This is a genomic window from Iodidimonas sp. SYSU 1G8 (genome assembly GCF_039655775.1).
Classification (GTDB): domain Bacteria; phylum Pseudomonadota; class Alphaproteobacteria; order SMXS01; family SMXS01; genus RI-34.
The window spans coordinates 438,753-453,855 of sequence record NZ_JBBYXJ010000002.1 but is presented as its reverse complement, the minus strand read 5'-3'; the positions used below and the strand labels follow the sequence as shown (position 1 = coordinate 453,855).

At 65.5% G+C, this 15,103-nt stretch carries 15 protein-coding genes; 4 read left to right on the top strand and 11 right to left on the bottom strand.

Annotated features, from left to right (window positions below):
* Window positions 1–9 precede the first annotated feature (9 nt).
* Entirely contained in the window at window positions 10–237 is a 228-nt protein-coding gene (locus WJU17_RS13275) for a hypothetical protein (RefSeq protein WP_346327877.1), read from the top strand.
* A 130-nt stretch (window positions 238–367) separates the two neighbouring features.
* Here WJU17_RS13275 and WJU17_RS13270 read toward each other — a convergent pair whose 3' ends face one another.
* The 4 genes from WJU17_RS13270 to WJU17_RS13255 form a co-directional block, all read right to left on the bottom strand.
* Complete coding sequence (locus WJU17_RS13270; RefSeq protein WP_346327876.1) at window positions 368–2,830, bottom strand: TonB-dependent receptor; 2,463 nt, start codon at window positions 2,828–2,830, stop codon at window positions 368–370.
* 304 nt (window positions 2,831–3,134) lie between these two features.
* Window positions 3,135–3,260 carry a type B 50S ribosomal protein L36 gene (gene ykgO / locus WJU17_RS13265; RefSeq protein ID WP_346327875.1) on the bottom strand — a complete coding sequence of 42 codons (126 nt, stop codon included), beginning with the start codon at window positions 3,258–3,260 and terminating at the stop codon, window positions 3,135–3,137.
* A gap of 103 nt (window positions 3,261–3,363) precedes the next feature.
* Entirely contained in the window at window positions 3,364–3,870 is a 507-nt protein-coding gene (locus WJU17_RS13260; RefSeq protein ID WP_346327874.1) for a hypothetical protein, read from the bottom strand.
* Window positions 3,871–3,958: 88 nt separating this feature from the next.
* Window positions 3,959–5,368 carry a coniferyl aldehyde dehydrogenase gene (locus WJU17_RS13255; RefSeq protein ID WP_346327873.1) on the bottom strand — a complete coding sequence of 470 codons (1,410 nt, stop codon included), beginning with the start codon at window positions 5,366–5,368 and terminating at the stop codon, window positions 3,959–3,961.
* Window positions 5,369–5,478: 110 nt separating this feature from the next.
* On the opposite strand from WJU17_RS13255, the gene WJU17_RS13250 reads away from it, so the two are divergent.
* Window positions 5,479–5,919 carry a thioesterase family protein gene (locus WJU17_RS13250; RefSeq protein WP_346327872.1) on the top strand — a complete coding sequence of 147 codons (441 nt, stop codon included), beginning with the start codon at window positions 5,479–5,481 and terminating at the stop codon, window positions 5,917–5,919.
* Here WJU17_RS13250 and WJU17_RS13245 read toward each other — a convergent pair.
* A complete protein-coding gene (locus WJU17_RS13245) occupies window positions 5,909–6,517 on the bottom strand; it encodes a 2-hydroxychromene-2-carboxylate isomerase (RefSeq protein ID WP_346327871.1) in 609 nt (202 codons plus the stop codon). The two genes, WJU17_RS13250 and WJU17_RS13245, sit on opposite strands and share 11 nt — an antisense overlap.
* A gap of 13 nt (window positions 6,518–6,530) precedes the next feature.
* On the bottom strand, window positions 6,531–7,769 hold the full coding sequence (locus tag WJU17_RS13240) for an MFS transporter (RefSeq protein ID WP_346327870.1): 1,239 nt from the start codon (window positions 7,767–7,769) through the stop codon (window positions 6,531–6,533).
* A gap of 94 nt (window positions 7,770–7,863) precedes the next feature.
* Here WJU17_RS13240 and WJU17_RS13235 point away from each other — a divergent pair, with 94 nt between their 5' ends.
* Window positions 7,864–8,316 (top strand): MaoC/PaaZ C-terminal domain-containing protein, encoded by a 453-nt coding sequence (locus tag WJU17_RS13235; protein ID WP_346327869.1) that lies wholly within the window; start codon window positions 7,864–7,866, stop codon window positions 8,314–8,316.
* Window positions 8,317–8,337: 21 nt separating this feature from the next.
* Here the strand turns inward: WJU17_RS13235 and WJU17_RS13230 are convergent, their stop codons facing one another.
* Together WJU17_RS13230 and WJU17_RS13225 are read right to left on the bottom strand one after the other, a co-directional pair.
* Window positions 8,338–8,859: an arsenate reductase ArsC gene (locus WJU17_RS13230; protein WP_346327868.1), complete on the bottom strand. Its 522-nt coding sequence runs from the start codon at window positions 8,857–8,859 to the stop codon at window positions 8,338–8,340.
* A gap of 109 nt (window positions 8,860–8,968) precedes the next feature.
* On the bottom strand, window positions 8,969–10,636 hold the full coding sequence (locus WJU17_RS13225; RefSeq protein ID WP_346327867.1) for an amidohydrolase family protein: 1,668 nt from the start codon (window positions 10,634–10,636) through the stop codon (window positions 8,969–8,971).
* Window positions 10,637–10,844: 208 nt separating this feature from the next.
* Between WJU17_RS13225 and WJU17_RS13220 the strand changes: the two genes are divergently transcribed.
* Window positions 10,845–11,627 carry an ion transporter gene (locus WJU17_RS13220; protein ID WP_346327866.1) on the top strand — a complete coding sequence of 261 codons (783 nt, stop codon included), beginning with the start codon at window positions 10,845–10,847 and terminating at the stop codon, window positions 11,625–11,627.
* Here the strand turns inward: WJU17_RS13220 and WJU17_RS13215 are convergent.
* The 3 genes from WJU17_RS13215 to WJU17_RS13205 all read right to left on the bottom strand — a co-directional run bounded on the left by WJU17_RS13215 (window position 11,624) and on the right by WJU17_RS13205 (window position 15,102).
* Window positions 11,624–12,994, bottom strand: a complete 1,371-nt coding sequence (locus WJU17_RS13215) for an NAD-dependent succinate-semialdehyde dehydrogenase (RefSeq protein WP_346327865.1) — start codon at window positions 12,992–12,994, stop codon at window positions 11,624–11,626. The genes WJU17_RS13220 and WJU17_RS13215 overlap by 4 nt on opposite strands.
* 13 nt (window positions 12,995–13,007) lie before the next feature.
* Window positions 13,008–14,129 (bottom strand): class I SAM-dependent methyltransferase, encoded by a 1,122-nt coding sequence (locus WJU17_RS13210; RefSeq protein WP_346327864.1) that lies wholly within the window; start codon window positions 14,127–14,129, stop codon window positions 13,008–13,010.
* An 82-nt stretch (window positions 14,130–14,211) separates the two neighbouring features.
* The gene (locus WJU17_RS13205; RefSeq protein ID WP_346327863.1) at window positions 14,212–15,102 is read right to left on the bottom strand and encodes an MBL fold metallo-hydrolase; all 891 of its coding nucleotides are present in this window, start codon (window positions 15,100–15,102) and stop codon (window positions 14,212–14,214) included.
* Window position 15,103 lies beyond the last annotated feature (1 nt).

Here is a 15,103-nt window from a genome sequence, read left to right as displayed (position 1 = left end):
GAGAAATAAATGAGTATTCCCATTAACACTTGGGGACGAATCCTTTCAGGGAATAAAAAGGGATGGTATCTAATGATCCAGGATGATAGCGAGAACACTGGCGGCTATCTGATACTAACTGTCCGAAGTCTAGGCCCGGACAATAACGAAGGATATGATGACTGGGCTGAGGATATGAGCGTTGTTGAAGATTATCTCGTAGAGTCTCGCTGGTTGATTGACTGGAACGCCAAATAGTTGGATTTCGGGACCAACTTACAAAATTGCTGGCAGGGCAGGCGAAGCCGATCAGACGCCCCCATCCCCAAAGAAAAAGGCCGGGCCCGACACGCGGACCCGACCCCATTTTCCTAACCTAGCTGGTGGCTTAGTAGCGCCAGGTCAGCTGGATCTCGATGGTGCGTGGCAGGGTGGAGACGCCGTAACGGTCGGCGACGAAGCCGCCCGGGGTGCCGGTGAGGCCGCCCGTGCCCGGTACTTCGCTGGAGACCAGCATGGCGTACTTGTTGGTCAGGTTCTTGCCGATGACGGCCAGCTGCCAGGCGCCGTCCTCGGTGCCCAGGCGGATGGCGGCGTCGAGCGTGGCGTAGCTCTTCTGCACGTCGAACGGATTGCCGAACGCGCTGAGGAAATACTTGCTCTTGAACTGCACGTTGCCCGAGACGCCCAGCACCAGGCCGTTGCCGACCGGGGTTTCATAGTCGGCCATCAGCGAGCCCGACCATTTCGGCGCGGACGAGCGCGGGTGACCGCCCAGCTCCTGCTTCGTCGGCAGCGCATAGCCGGCGAAGATGTTGCAGCCCTGGGCCGGAGTCTGGCCGGCGTAGCAGGGCGCCTCGAAGTCGATGTACTTGCCGATGTTGTAGGCCAGCGAGCCGCTGAACGTCAGGCCGTCGATGCCGTCCGGACGCCAGGTCGCCTGCATTTCCGCGCCGGTGGTCTTGGCGCTGCCGGCGTTCTCGGTCTGGTAGGCGAAGGTCGGCGAGTTGAAGAAGTCGAGCTGCAGGTTCTTGAACTTGTAGTAGTAACCTTCCAGTTCGAAATCGAGGCTGCCGTTGAAGAACGAGGTCTTCACGCCGCCCTCGAAGCCCTCGACGCCTTCCGGCTGGAACTCGAAATCCTCGCGCGGGTCGATCGAGCTGGCGCTGTAGATGCCCGAATTGGAGAAGCCGCCCGACTTGAAGCCCTGCTTGTAGGCCACGTACAGGGTCAGATCCGAGGTCGGCTGCCAGCGCAGCGTCGCTTCCGGCGAGACGTCGTTGAACGCCAGGTCCGAGTTCAGGCGCGTGTTCGGCTCGAAGATGCCGACCAGGTTGCCGTTCACATAGGGCTGCTCGAAGAACGAGCGCTTGGTCTCGTGCAGGTAGCGCGCGCCGCCCGTCAGCTGCCACTCGTCCGTGATGTCCCAGATCATTTCCGCATAGACCGACGCGGTCTCGCCATCGGTGGCCGACAGCTTGCGGTAGGCCGTGTAGCGGTATTCCGGCGCGACCGAGCTGTCCTCGGCGCCGGCGAAGATGACGTCCTGCAGGAAGTTGCGGGTGGTGTTCTGGTAGTAGAAGCCGAGCACGAAGTTCAGCGGCTCGTCCAGCTTGGTCACCGCGCGCACTTCGGTCGAGATGTTCTCGAACGAGTTGCGCTCGGCCGCCATGGTGGTGGTGGAGCCGCCGCCATCATGATCGCCGACCCAGGCGTTCTTCTGGTTGTGGTAGTTCACGATGGCCGTGAGGTCCACATAGTCCATGTCCAGGTTGAAATTGCCGGTAATGCCGTACGACTTGTACTTGTCGCCCAGCTCGCCGCCGAAACGGCCCAGCAGCGGGTTGGAGGCGGCCAGCGTGCCCGGGATCGGGTTGTTGGCGTGCTTCCAGTCGCCCTTGCACTCGGCCTGCGCGTTCGGCACGGGAACGCCGCCCACGTTGAGGTGCGGCACGCCGTTCAGGGTCGGGCAGCGCCAGCGCTCGAAATGGCCGGTCGGCGAGTTGTTGTAGACGTCGGCGAACGAGCCCTTGAGGGTATAGGTGAAGCGGTCGCTGGGCGTGCCCTTCACGGTCAGGCGGCCATACAGCGACTCGGTGCCCGGATACTGCTTCTCGGACGAGGCCGGGTTCTGGTGCACGGTCGCCAGATTGCCGTTGGCGCGGTCGCGGGTGGTGTAGGTGGTGTCGGCCGCGTTGTTCTCGATGTAGCCGCCGAACATCTTGGTGCCGCGCAGGGCGAGGCGGACGCCGACCTTGTCGGTGACCGGCACCGAGACCATGGCCTCGCCGACCAGGCGCTGCTGCTCGAACTCGTAGCCGACGCGCGCCAGCGCCTCGAACTCGTTGCCCGGATCGTTGGTGGTGATGGCCAGCGCGCCGGCGGTGGCGTTCTTGCCGAAATACAGCGCCTGCGGACCCTTCAGGATCGCGACCTGGCTGACGTCGAACATGCCTTCATCGATGACGCGGCCCTGCGGATAGTAGACGCCGTCCAGGATCACCGCGACCGACTGTTCGATGCCGATGCTGGTGTAGGTCGAACCGACGCCGCGGATGCTGATGCTGGCGCCGCTGCCGCTGCTGCCGCGCACGATCGAGAGCTGCGGCGTGTTGGCGGCCACGTCCTGCAGGCTGGTCAGGCTGAACTTCTCCATCTGCTCCTGGCCGACGGCGGTGATGGCGACCGGAATGTCGCGCACCGATTCTTCCTGGCCGCGGGCCTGGACGACGATCTCGTCGATCTGGGCCAGCGCCGGCGAGGCGGCGCCGATCAGCGCGACCGGAGCGGCCGCGCACAGCAGGTGACGGAGTCTGAAACGACGACGGCTTTCGCCGTGGCGATGATTCATGGGAGTCCCTTCGGTTTTGTTGCGTCCACGCGCCTTATTCTGCGGCGCTTATTTTTTGACCGGCGCAACCTAGGGGAGCAGCACCCCTGTAAAAACCGTCAAATCAATTTTGCATGCAAGCGAGGCATGCAAAAACCTAAGGTCATGATTTATAAAGACAATAAACAACATTGCTGGTTTAGGAGACAACACGTTTTACGCGCAGATGAAGGTTTTGCGCGTCTGGCCGGTACGCGGCCGGAAAAAAGGAAAGGGCCGCGTCCTTGCGGACACGGCCCTTTGAAACCTTCGCCTGCGGCTGGGATCAGCCCTGGCGTGCCTTGTAGCGCTTCTGCGTCTTGTTGATGACGTAGACCCGGCCCTTGCGACGGATCACGCGGCAATCGCGGTGGCGCGCCTTCAGCGACTTCAGTGAGTTCTTGATCTTCATTGTTCTGCTCCGGACCGCGCTCGCGGCTGAATTGAGGCGCGGACCATATGGGCCACATTTGGCGTTGTCAACACACGAAAGGGCGTTTTCCGGCCCGTTTCGGTCACTGCCCGCTCGTCGGGGCTTCCTGCGCCGCGCCGTCGCTGGTGGCGGCCACGGCGATCAGCGCGGCGGTGCCCAGCGCCAGCGCCATCAGGCCATAGGTCCACCACGCCGAGGGCTCGCCCTCGCTGCGATAGGCGATGCGGTCGAAGGCCTGGCGGCTGCTCAGGCCGTTGATGTTCAGGTCGTTGAACCCGTCCGGCGAGAACTTCAGGTCGACCAGCGACATCAGGTTGCGCTGGGTCTCCACATACGAGCCGTTGAAATTGTCGGGCATGCGGGCGGCCAGGGCCACGCCGTACTTCACGTCGTTCTTGCGCAGATGCGCCGGACCGCCGAACGGAATCTTCAGATAGGCCATGCCCGCCACGGCGTCGTCGTCCAGCACGCCCGCCAGCGTATTGTCCTGCGGCGCGTAGATATGGCGCCATTCCTGCGCCAGCGAAGGCGTGGTTTGCGCCGCGACCATGGCGAACGCGGTGGCCGCTAGGCCGATTTTCCGCAGCATGAAGCACTCCGAATCTGCCGGTAAGTGACCCGATAATACCGGTTTTACCCCGGCTGTCACTGATCCGTGCGACAGATCGCGGCGCGCCTCAGCCGCCGATGAGGAAGCGGCCGATTCGCTCGATTCGCGCGCCGAAGGGCGGACGGGCGTTGCGGGTGAAGTGAATGCGCCCCTGCTCCATGACCGAGCGGGCATGGCTGAAGGTGCGGAATCCGGCCTCGCCGTGATAGGCGCCCATGCCGCTCGCGCCGACGCCGCCGAAAGGCAGGTCCTCGATCGCCACGTGCATCATGGTGTCGTTGATGGTGACGCCGCCCGACAGGGTGCGCGACAGCACCTTCTGCTTTTCCTCGTTGTCATTGGTGAAGTGATAGAGCGCCAGCGGCCGCGGCCGCGCATTGATATAGGTTATGACCTCGTCGATGGACCGGTACGACCGCAGCGGCAGCACCGGACCGAACACCTCCTCCTGCATGATCGCCATGTCGTCGGTGGCGTTCAGCACCAGGGTCGGCGCGATCTTGCGCCGGTTGCCCAGGGCTTCGCGGGCGGTATTGATCTCGATGATGTCGGCGCCCTTGGCCTGCGCGTCCGTGATCAGCCCGCGCACCCGCGCGTAATGACCGTCGGACACCATCGAGGAATAATCGCCATTGGACCCCAGGGTCGGATACATGGCGTTGACGTGGCTGGCGAAGGCGGTGGCGAAATTGTCCATCCGGCCTTCTGGGAGGAAGCCGTAATCGGGCGCGATGCAGGTCTGGCCCGCATTGATGAGCTTGCCGAAGGCGATGGAGCCGGCCGCCTCGGACAGCTCGCAGCCGGCGCCGATGATCGCCGGCGACTTGCCGCCCAGCTCCAGCGTGACCGGCACCAGATTCTCGGCGGCGGCCTTCATCACCTGGCGCCCGGTCGCCGTCGAGCCGGTGAACATGAGATGATCGAACTTCTGGCGGCTGAACGCCGCGGCCACGTCCGGCCCGCCGGTCACCACCGCGACCCGGTCCTCGTCGAACACCTGCGCCAGCAGCTCGCGGATCAGCGCCGAGGCCCCGGGCGTCAGCTCGGACGGTTTCAGCATGACCCGGTTGCCGGCGGCGAGCGCCTGCGCCAGCGGCACCAGGCACAGCTTGTACGGATAGTTCCACGGCGCCATCACCCCGATCACGCCGAGCGGCTGGTACTGCACATAGGCCTTGGCGAAAGGATGCTGCAGCCGGTTGAGCGGCTGGCGGCGCGGCTTCATCCAGCCGGCGAGATGCTTGCGCGTGTGCTTGATGAGCAGCATGCTGCCCAGCGCCTCGGCCATCATGGTCTCGTGCGCGCTGCGCTGCCCGAAATCCTCGTTGAGAACCTCCGCCATGCGCGGATGGTGCGTGCGCACCAGATCCTCCAGCGCCTTCAGATGCTCGCGGCGCTCCTCGAGGCTGGGCGCGCCGTCGCGCAGAAATGCCTCGCGCTGGCGTTCCAGCAGCACGCCGATCCGCCGGTCGTGCATGATGGCCCTCCTTTCCCTTCGGTATTTTTTACCCGCGCCGCGTGTGCGGCAAACTCACATCTACGTTTATCAGCGTTGCATCAACGCCCGGATTGCCGGAATGTCTCCCGATGCCGCTGCCGGATTTCAGGTTTCACCACACGCTCCGCATCCGCTACGCGGAGGTAGACGCCCAGGGCGTGGTTTTCAACGCGCATTACCTGACCTATTTCGACGTCGCCCACACCGAGTACATGCGCGCGACCGGCTATGACTACGCCGGCGAGGTGGCCCGCAGCGGCCTCGATTTCCATCTGGTCAAATCGGTGGTCGAATACCGCCAGCCCATCGTTTTCGACCAGCTTGTCGACATCTGGGTGCGCGTCGCGCGCATCGGCCGCACCAGCCTGAGCAATCTATTCGAGATTCACGCGGCCGGCGCGGACGATCTGCTCGCCCAGGGCGAGACCATCATGGTCTGCGCCGACATGGCGACCCACCGCCCGGTTCCCGTGATGCCCAGCTTCGCCGACGCGGTCACCCGCTTCGAAGGCCGGACGCTTACCGGCTGAGCGCCTCGAACGCCGCGCGCACCAGCGGCAGCCGGTCATTGCCGAAATACATGTCCGCGCCATTGACGAACATGGTCGGCGAGCCGAAGCCGCCCCGGTCGATGACCTCCTGCGTGTTGGCCTTCAACCGGTCCTTGATGTCCTGCCGCGCGATGCCCGCGAAGACATCGTCCGGATCGAGCCCGCTTGCGGCGACGATGTCGCGCAGCACCGCATCGTCGTTGATGTCGCGGTCCTCGCCCCAATAGGCATGGAACACGTTGGTGGCGAACGGCACCAGCGCCCCGCTCTCGGCGGCGACCAGGCAGCCGCGCATGGCCTTGACGCTGTTGATCGGGAAGATGCTCGGCCAGTTGATCTCGATGCCCGCCAGCCGCGCCCAGTCGTACAGATCCTTGCGGGAGTACGTCGCCTTGGCGGGAATGGGATTGTCGCGGTTGCGGTAGACGCTGTCGTTCACCGCGTTGAAGATGCCGCCCACCAGCACCGGCTTCCACTGGATCTCGACGCCGAACTCCGCCGCCAGCGGCTGGATGTTGTGGAACGCCAGATAGGTCCACGGGCTGGAGCAATCGAAAAAGAACTCGAACCGGATCATGTCTCTCTCCCCGTCAGGCCGTTGGATTGGGCCGTTCCCAGTACCGTGTCACCACCAGCCAGACCAGCACCGAACTGACCGCGATATAGAGCGCGCTGCCCAGCGCCAGCGCGGCGACGGACACGCCATGATCGAACATGATGCCCATCGTATAGGGCGCCAGCGCCGTCGCCAGCATGCCCATGGAGCCCATGATCGCCCGCACCGATCCCACATGGCGCGGCCCGTACATCTCGGCCCAGAACGCGGTGCCGACCGGAATGCCGAAGCCCAGCGTGATCCCCGCCAGCCCCAGATAGAGCCAGGCGGCGATCTCGTGGCTGGTGAGCGCCAGGCTGATCATGCCGATCATGAACGGCACCGAATTCCACGCGATCATCCGCCGCGCGCCGAACCGGTCGACCAGCGGCCCGGCGATCACCGAGCAGATGAAGCCGGTGGCGGCGAAGGCGATGAACGCTTTCGGCTGCAACCCCGGCGGCCAGCCTTCCAGCCGCGCGATGTGCTGCTGGTGGAAGATGAAGCCGGTCAGGATGTAGGCCATGGCCATGGCCGACGGGAACATCAGATAGAATCGGATATCCCGCAGCAGCACGTTGCGCGTCCAGCCCGACTTGGGCGCCGCGCCGTGCAGCCCTTCCTCGCTCTCGCGCAGGAACTTCTCGTGCCGCTCCTTGTGGCCGGTCAGCAGCCACAGCATCATCGGCACCAGGGTCACGGTCAGGAACACGCCGCTCCAGTACCAGGCCATGCGCCAGCCGAACTCCACGTTCAGAGTCTTCGCCACCCACGGAAACACCGCCTGCGCGATGGTCATGCCGAACGCCGCGACCGAGATCGCCTTGCCGCGCTCCTTGTCGAAATAGCGCGCCATGGAGGTGAACGAGGCATGCATCATCAGCCCCTGGCCCGAGATGCGCAGCAGGAAAAACCCCAGCACCAGGGTGGCGATGCCGTTGGCGCCCGACATGGCGAAACATCCGGCGATCAGGGTGACGCAGATCAGGAAGGTGAACATGCGCAGATCCACGTCGTCGACCTTGCGCCCGGCCCACATCATCAGCACCCCGGCAAGGCCGGTCGCGATGGAGAACAGGGCGCCGATATCGCCATGGCTGAGCTGGAATTCCGCGCGCACGCTGTCGGTGAACGGGCCGAAATAATAGGTCTGCCCGAACCCCGAAAAGAACAGCATCATGAACCCGTAGGCCAGAAACCTGGGGTTGGACAGGATGAACGCCAGATAGTTCATGGTGCGCCCCTCCCCGCGGGCGCGGCCGTTGCGGCATCGGCACGAATGATTCTACAAACAGGCTCAACGCTAGCGACATAGAAGGGCGAAGGCCATGACGGAATGGCGCTATTTCGAGGATCTGTCGGTCGGTGAAACGGTCCGGTCTCGGCCCTTCACGCTGGACCGCGACGAGATGATCGCCTTCGCCGGCCGCTACGACCCGCAATATTTCCACAATGACGAGGCGCAGGCCGCCGATCACCCGGTGTTCCAGGGCCTGACCGCCAGCGGCATCTACACGGCGGCGATCTGGCGCCTGCTCGACCACCAGGTTTTCGGCGACGTGCACTGGGTCTGCGGCATCGGCTGGGACCAGGTGCGCTGGCGCAAGCCGTTGAAGCCGGGCGACACGGTCCACGGCTGGGCGGAAATCCTCGAGAAGCGGCCGTGGAAGAAGCGCACGGATATCGGCCGCGTCACCATTCGCCACGAGTTGCGCAACGAGGCGGGAGAGGCGGTCTTCCATTTCCTCGGCGACAGCCTCGTCCACAAGCGGCCGGCCTGAGGCCGACCGGGCGGCGACCGATCAGGCCGACCGGGGAACGTGCCGGGCCGTGGTGCTGTTCAAATTCTCCAGGCTCAGCCGGTCGAGCGATTCGGGCGGCAGGCTGACGAAGGTCGACAGCAGGGCGTGGATGTCCTTGTAGGTCTCGGCGAACTCGGCGGCGATCTCGGCCTCGCTGTTCTCGCCATCATCGAAGCGCGAGGGATCCGGGAAGGTCCATTCGGCGGTAATCGGACGGCCCGGCCAGACCGGCACGGTCTCGCCCGTGGCCTTGTCGCATATGGTGATGATGAAATCGAACGGCTGGGCGTCCGGACCGCTGAACTCCTCGATGGATTTCGAGCGCAGGCCCTCGATGGGATGGCCCATCTGCTCCAGCAGATTCAGCGCATGGGGATCGATCTCGCCGCTGGGCGCGGTGCCCGCGCTGTAGCCCTTGAACTTGCCGGCTCCCAGCTGGTTGAGGATGGCCTCGGCGATAATGCTGCGCGCCGCGTTGCGGGTGCAGAAGAACAGGACATCGTAGACGCCGTCGCTGGGCATGGTCACTCCAAGGACAATAGGACAGCCGTGCCGCCCGCGCGGCGGCCTCGTCGCTCTGATGGTTCCCAAACCGGGGGGCCTGCGCCAGTGAAGTTTTTTTGACAGTCCGTCAGACGACCGCGCCAGCCCGCGCGTCCGTGTAGACGCCGCGGTCGACGGCGAGGGCGCCGTTGACGATCACGGCCTCGATGCCGGACGGGTGCCGGATATAACGGTTGGCGTTGCCCGGCACGTCATGCACGAAAACCTCCTCGCCCCGGTCGATGGTCGCCGGATCGAACACGACCACGTCCGCCGCCATCCCCGGTTTCAGCAGGCCGCGCCCCTCGATGCCCCAGGCGTCTGCCACTTCCTTGGTCATGCGGAACACGGCGCGCTCCAGGGTCATGTCGCCGCGTTCGCGCACATGGCGCGACAGCATGTAGCAGGTGTCCCCCGCGCCGCAGAACTGGGCGATATGCGCTCCCGCGTCCGATGCGCCCACCAGGCAGGCCGGATGGTCGAGGATCCGCGCCACGAAATTCTCGTCGCCATGGATGGCGCCGACCAGCTGGAATTCGGCCTCGAGCCCGTCGCGCAGCGCGATATCGATCATGGCGCGCGGCATGGGCACGCCCAGTTCGTTCGCCACCTCGTGCAGCGCCCGGCCCTCATAGGGCTTGTTGTCCGGATGGGTGACGCGGCCGACGCGCAGCTTGCCGAACGCGGCCATGATCGCCCCCGCGCTCATCTCCTCGATCAGAATTTCTTGTGTCGCCGGGTCGGAGAAATAGGCCAGCCGGTCCGTCAGCCCCATTTTCAACGCCTTGGCCCAGCTGGGCATGGACAGCAGCAGGAACGAGTTTTCCGACAGGCGCATGTTGAGGTCGAAGGGCCGCGGCATGGACTGGCCATAGACGTTCGCGCCGGCCTCGCGCACCGCGGTCAGCCGGTCCAGCGAGTCCTGCCAGAGGCTGCCCATGGGACTGTAGACGATGGGGGCGAGAGTGCACATCACCCCGGTCTGGCGCGAAATCTCGGCCAGTTCGTCGATGCAGGCGAGCTGCTTCACCGGGTCGAGGAAGAACGGCACGGTCTGCATCACGCCGCGCCCGGTCTCGGCCATGGCGCGCGCGAGAGCGAGTTTTTCCCGCATGTCGGCGAAGCGGCTCGGCACCGGCTTCATGTTCTCGTCGATATCCACATAGGAGGTGGACAGGCCGATGGCGCCGGCGTCCATGGCCTGCTTCAACAGCCGGACCATCTCGCCGATCTCCTCGTCGGTGGCCACGCGCTCCTGCGCGGCCTCGCCCATGACGTAGAGGCGCAGCACCGAATGGCCGACCAGCGCGCCCACATTGATGCCCAGCCCGTCGCGGATAAAGTCGAGATAGTCGGGAAAGCTTTCCCACGACCAGGGCACGCCCGCCTCGAAGGTGGCGTCGCCGATGTCCTCGATGACCCGGAACATGCTCACCAGCTTCCTGGCCGCCGCCTTGTCGCGGATCGGCGCCACGGACAGCGAGCAATTGCCGATCACCACCGTGGTGCAGCCATGCTCCAGCGAGGGCGTCGCCAGCCGGTCCCAGCACAATTGCGGATCATAGTGGGTGTGGATGTCGATGAAACCCGGCGCGACGGCCTTGCCCGCCGCGTCGATCACCCGCGCCGCGTCGCCCTCGAACGCGCCGACCGCAACGATCCGGCCATCGGCGATGGCGATATCGCCCGTGAACGGCGCGGCGCCGGAGCCGTCGACGATCAATCCGTTGGTGATGAGAATCTCTGCCCGAGCCATCCGCGCGCCTCCCCAGCCGCTGTTACCATGTGGTTACCCACGGTACGGCGCGTCGCGGGGCCGCGCAACGGGCGAATCCGCCATCACCCTGCATACGCGTCGTTGATTTCGCCGCGCCCTCTGCCACACTTCGGCTTTTCCGGAATGCGCGGTGACGCTCGCGGGCGTTGGTGGGGGACACATGGAAGGCGCGCGGACGACCGTAAACTTGCGGCGGATCGTCTATGAGCACCTGGAGACGGAAGGGTCCCGGCGCGGCCTTTCCCTGTTCAACAAGATCATCTGCGTGCTGATCCTGCTGTCGGCCCTCACCGCGATCCTGGAAACAGAGCAGTCGCTGGTCGGCGGACACGCCCGGCTGTTCCTCGCGGCGGAATGGCTGTTCACGGTGATCTTCGGGGCCGAGTACCTCGTCCGCGTGTGGATCAGCGCCGAAAACCCCAAATACGGGCCGGGCTGGGCCGGCCGGCTGCGTTTCATGAAGACACCGGCGGCCATCCTCGATCTGGTCGCGCTGCTGCCCGTGTTCCTGACCTTCGCCGGCAGTGAACCGTTCCTGCTCCGCGCGGTCCGGCTGTTCCGCATCCTGCGCGTCACGCGGCTGGGCCGTTTCTCGCAGGCCATGCATTTCATCATCGAGGCCGTCGCCTCGCGGCGCTACGAGCTGATGCTCAGCGTCTGCGCGGCCATGTTCGTGCTCGTGGTGTCTTCGACCCTGCTCTATTTCGTCGAGGGCGAGGCCCAGCCCGACAATTTCGGCAGCATCCCGCGCGCCATGTGGTGGTCCATCGTCACGCTGACCACCGTCGGATATGGCGACGTCTTCCCGGTGACGCCGCTGGGCCGGATCCTGGCGGCGATCACCGCCGTCATGGGTATCGGCCTGATCGCCATGCCCGCCGGCATCCTCGCCGCCGCCTTCAGCGACGCATTGCAGCGCCGCAAGAAGGAGGCCGAGGCCGAGGAATCCGTGCGGCCGTTCGTGGACTAGGCGACGACCACTGTTTTCACATTGGTGAACTCGCGGATGCCGAAAATGCCCAGTTCGCGGCCATAGCCGCTTTCCTTGATGCCGCCGAACGGCAGGCGCGGATCGGACTTCACGAAATCGTTGACGAAGCAGACGCCGGCCTCGAGGCCTTCCTTGGCGATGCGCTCGCCGCGCGTCTTGTCCTCGGTGAACACGGCCGCGCCCAGACCGAACGGCGAATCATTGGCGATGGCGAGCGCCTCGGCCTCGTCCTTGGCCCGGATGATCGACGCGACCGGACCGAACAGTTCCTCGTCGAACGCCGCCATGCCCTTCTCCACCCCGTCCAGGATGGTCGCCGGATAGAACGCCCCGGCGTCCTTCGGGATCTGGCCGCCCAGGACGTTGCGCGCGCCGCTTTTCAGGCTGCGGGCGACCTGATCGTGCAACTCGTCGCGCAGATCGGCGCGGGCGAGGGATCCGAGGGCGACGCTGTCATCCATGGGATCGCCCATCTTGCGGGCCAGCAACCGCTCCGCCAGCTTCTCCTCGAACCGCTTGGCGATGCTGTCGATGACGATGAACCGCTTGGCCGCGATACAGGCCTGGCCCGTGTTGAACAAGCGGCTGGCAGCCCCGGCTTCGGCGGCCTTGTCCAGGTCGGCGTCTTCCAGCACCACGAACGGGTCGCTTCCGCCCAGCTCGAGCACCGACTTCTTCAGGCACGCGCCGGCCTTGGCGGCGATGGCGCGGCCGGCGGCGTTGCTGCCGGTCAGGGTGACGGCGCGAACGGCGCCGTGCTCGATCACGTCGCCGACCATGCCGCTCGGGATCATCAGCGTGTGGAACGCACCGTCCGGCAGCCCCGCCTCGCGCAGCGCCTCCTCGATGGCGAGCGCGCAGCCGGGCACGTTCGAGGCATGCTTGAGCACCGCCGTGTTACCGGCGAGCAGGCTGGGAATGGCGAAGCGCAGCACCTGCCAGAACGGGAAATTCCACGGCATGACGGCCAGCACCACGCCCAGCGGACGGAAGGCGACGAAGGCCTTGTGCGCCTCGGTCTTGACGATGTCGTCGGCGAGGAAGCCGGGGCCGTTCTCGGCGTAGTAGCGGCACGCCCAGGCGCATTTGTCCACTTCGGCGCGGGCTTCCTTGATCGGCTTGCCCATCTCCATGGTCATCAGGCGGGCATAGGTTTCCTTGTTCGCCTCCAGCACGCCGGCCAGCTTGACCAGCAGCGCGGCGCGGTCGTCGATGGCGGTGCGTGACCAGTCGCGAAACGCGCGGGCGGCGTTGTCGAGCTTCTGGCCGACCTCGCCCTTGGTGTGAACCGGATAGGTGGCGATCACGTCGCCGGTGGCCGGGTTGATGGCCTGCATCACGCTCATGAAAACGGTCCTTCTAGTTCGCTACGCGCTCGAGTGGCGTGGTCCACAGATAGATCGTGCGCTCCCGCTTGTAAGCCCCGCCGGGCGTGACCTTTACAACGGTCTGGTGCTTGATTCCAGGAATGTCGAAATCGTGGCTGAGGATGCGCGAGCCCGGCTTCATGGCGTCGAACTGGGGTAGCAGCTTGGCGTTCATGGTGGGGCTCAGATAGAGGGTCACCACATCCGCCTGGCTCAGATCGGCCTCGAACAGATTGCCTTCCCGCACCTCGACCCTGTCCGCCAGCCCGGCCGCGGCGATGCGCTTGCGCGACTCCTCGACCAGTCTGGCGTCGATCTCGTAGCCGACCGCCTTGGCGCCATATTCGGCGGCTGCGGCGATCAGGATGCGTCCATCGCCCGAGCCCAGGTCGTAGACGGTTTCGTGCGGCATGATGCGGGCCAGGCCCAGCATCTCCTCCGCGACCGGCTCGGGCGTCGGCACGAAATTGATGCCGGCCTTGGCGGGCCGGTCCACCGCCGTGGCGTCGTCGCCGGTGCGCAGCGGCACCGTGTAGACATAGATCAGATGCTCGCGCCCGCCCTGCACTTCCGGGGCGAAGCGGATCAGCTTGTCAGGGACATAATCGCCGACCGCGTGATCGTGGCTGACGATGCGCGCGCCCGGCTTCAGCGCCAGCAACTGGGGCACGAGTTTGCGGTTCAGGTCGCGGCTGAGCGACAGGGTCACCACGTCGGCATCCGAGAGATCCAGCGTCAGGATGTCGCGCCGCAGGATGGTGACCTTCTCGTCGAGACCGGCCGCGCGGGCGGCGGCCCGCGAGCGCTCGACCAGATCCGGATCGAGTTCGTAGCCTTCCGCCTTCACGCCATAGGTCAGCGCCGCCTTGATCAGGATGCGCCCGTCGCCGGAGCCCAGATCGTAGAGCAGGTCGCCCCGGTCGAGGCGGGCGGCGTCCAGCATGCGCTCGACGACGATCTCCGGCGTCGGCGTGTAGGGAATGTCCGGCGCCTTGTACTCCGCCGTCTCGGTCAGCGTCTGGCTGGCATAATCGCGCCAGCCGCTATAGGCGAAGAAGCCCGCCGCCGCGAGCACGGCGGCGATGAACGCCAGCCGGGGCAGCAGGCGGTTCATGGCGCCGCTCCGGCGCCCATCGCGGCGATCGTCCACGCGTTACGGAATGCCTGTCTCCCGCAAGGAATGTTGCGGCTCCATGCTACACCACCAGCCGGTAGGTTTCGCCATCCCGAACGAGCCGTCCGGCGGTCGGACTGGCGAAATGGGTGCCGACGATCAGGGTCGGCGTGTCGGCATAGCGGGCGAACACCTCGCGCCGCGTCTTCGTCGACTGCTCGGAATCATAGTCCACGGCGGCGGCCCATTCCGGATGGGCGATCTGACACGGATGGTGCATGAAATCGCCGGTGATGAGCGCGGTCTCGCCGCCGGATTCGATCAGCACGCTGACATGGCCCGGCGTATGCCCGACGGTCGGCACCAGGCGTACCGTGTCGCACAGGCGGTGCCCGGTCTCGACCAGGTCGACCAGCCCGGCCTCGAACACCGGCCGGACGGAATCGCCGAACACCTGTCCGGTCTCCAGCATGCCCTTGTCGCCCGCCGGCCGAGCGTCGTCGGCATCGGCCTCGGCCTTCCAGTAGGCGAATTCCTCGCGGCCCATCAGATAGCGCGCATTGGGGAAGGTCGGCACCCATTGGCCATCGACCCACATGGTGTTCCAGCCCACATGATCGATATGCAGATGGGTGCACAGCACCGTGTCGATGGACTCGCGCGGGAAGCCCGCCTTGGCCAGGTCGTCGAGGAACGGCCCCTGCATGTGGTTCCAGGCATCGAACGCCCGGTCCTTGTCGTTGCCGACGCAGGTGTCGACCAGGATGCGCCGGCCGCCGGTCTCGATGATCAGGGCGTGGATGCTGGCGAGCATCTTCAGGTCGTCGGTGACGAAGTGCGGCCGCAGCCAGGCGATCGGCTCGATGGCCTCGCGCGTCGCGGCGGGGATCAGACCCCGCATGCCGGGCACCCGGTCCAGCTCCGGCACCTTGGTGATGGTGACGTCGCCCACCGTCCATTTCATGAAGTCCATC

What these genes read in the sequence shown, in the direction of transcription:
- WJU17_RS13250 (WP_346327872.1), top strand. Translation starts at nt 5,479, where the DNA reads ATGCCGCTGCCGGATTTCAGGTTTCACCACACGCTCCGCATCCGCTAC.
- WJU17_RS13230 (WP_346327868.1), bottom strand. Translation starts at nt 8,859, where the DNA reads ATGCCCAGCGACGGCGTCTACGATGTCCTGTTCTTCTGCACCCGCAAC.
- WJU17_RS13255 (WP_346327873.1), bottom strand. Translation starts at nt 5,368, where the DNA reads ATGCACGACCGGCGGATCGGCGTGCTGCTGGAACGCCAGCGCGAGGCA.
- WJU17_RS13260 (WP_346327874.1), bottom strand. Translation starts at nt 3,870, where the DNA reads ATGCTGCGGAAAATCGGCCTAGCGGCCACCGCGTTCGCCATGGTCGCG.
- WJU17_RS13215 (WP_346327865.1), bottom strand. Translation starts at nt 12,994, where the DNA reads ATGAGCGTGATGCAGGCCATCAACCCGGCCACCGGCGACGTGATCGCC.
- ykgO (WP_346327875.1), bottom strand. Translation starts at nt 3,260, where the DNA reads ATGAAGATCAAGAACTCACTGAAGTCGCTGAAGGCGCGCCACCGCGAT.
- WJU17_RS13225 (WP_346327867.1), bottom strand. Translation starts at nt 10,636, where the DNA reads ATGGCTCGGGCAGAGATTCTCATCACCAACGGATTGATCGTCGACGGC.
- WJU17_RS13205 (WP_346327863.1), bottom strand. Translation starts at nt 15,102, where the DNA reads ATGGACTTCATGAAATGGACGGTGGGCGACGTCACCATCACCAAGGTG.
- WJU17_RS13270 (WP_346327876.1), bottom strand. Translation starts at nt 2,830, where the DNA reads ATGAATCATCGCCACGGCGAAAGCCGTCGTCGTTTCAGACTCCGTCAC.
- WJU17_RS13240 (WP_346327870.1), bottom strand. Translation starts at nt 7,769, where the DNA reads ATGAACTATCTGGCGTTCATCCTGTCCAACCCCAGGTTTCTGGCCTAC.
- WJU17_RS13275 (WP_346327877.1), top strand. Translation starts at nt 10, where the DNA reads ATGAGTATTCCCATTAACACTTGGGGACGAATCCTTTCAGGGAATAAA.
- WJU17_RS13235 (WP_346327869.1), top strand. Translation starts at nt 7,864, where the DNA reads ATGACGGAATGGCGCTATTTCGAGGATCTGTCGGTCGGTGAAACGGTC.
- WJU17_RS13245 (WP_346327871.1), bottom strand. Translation starts at nt 6,517, where the DNA reads ATGATCCGGTTCGAGTTCTTTTTCGATTGCTCCAGCCCGTGGACCTAT.
- WJU17_RS13210 (WP_346327864.1), bottom strand. Translation starts at nt 14,129, where the DNA reads ATGAACCGCCTGCTGCCCCGGCTGGCGTTCATCGCCGCCGTGCTCGCG.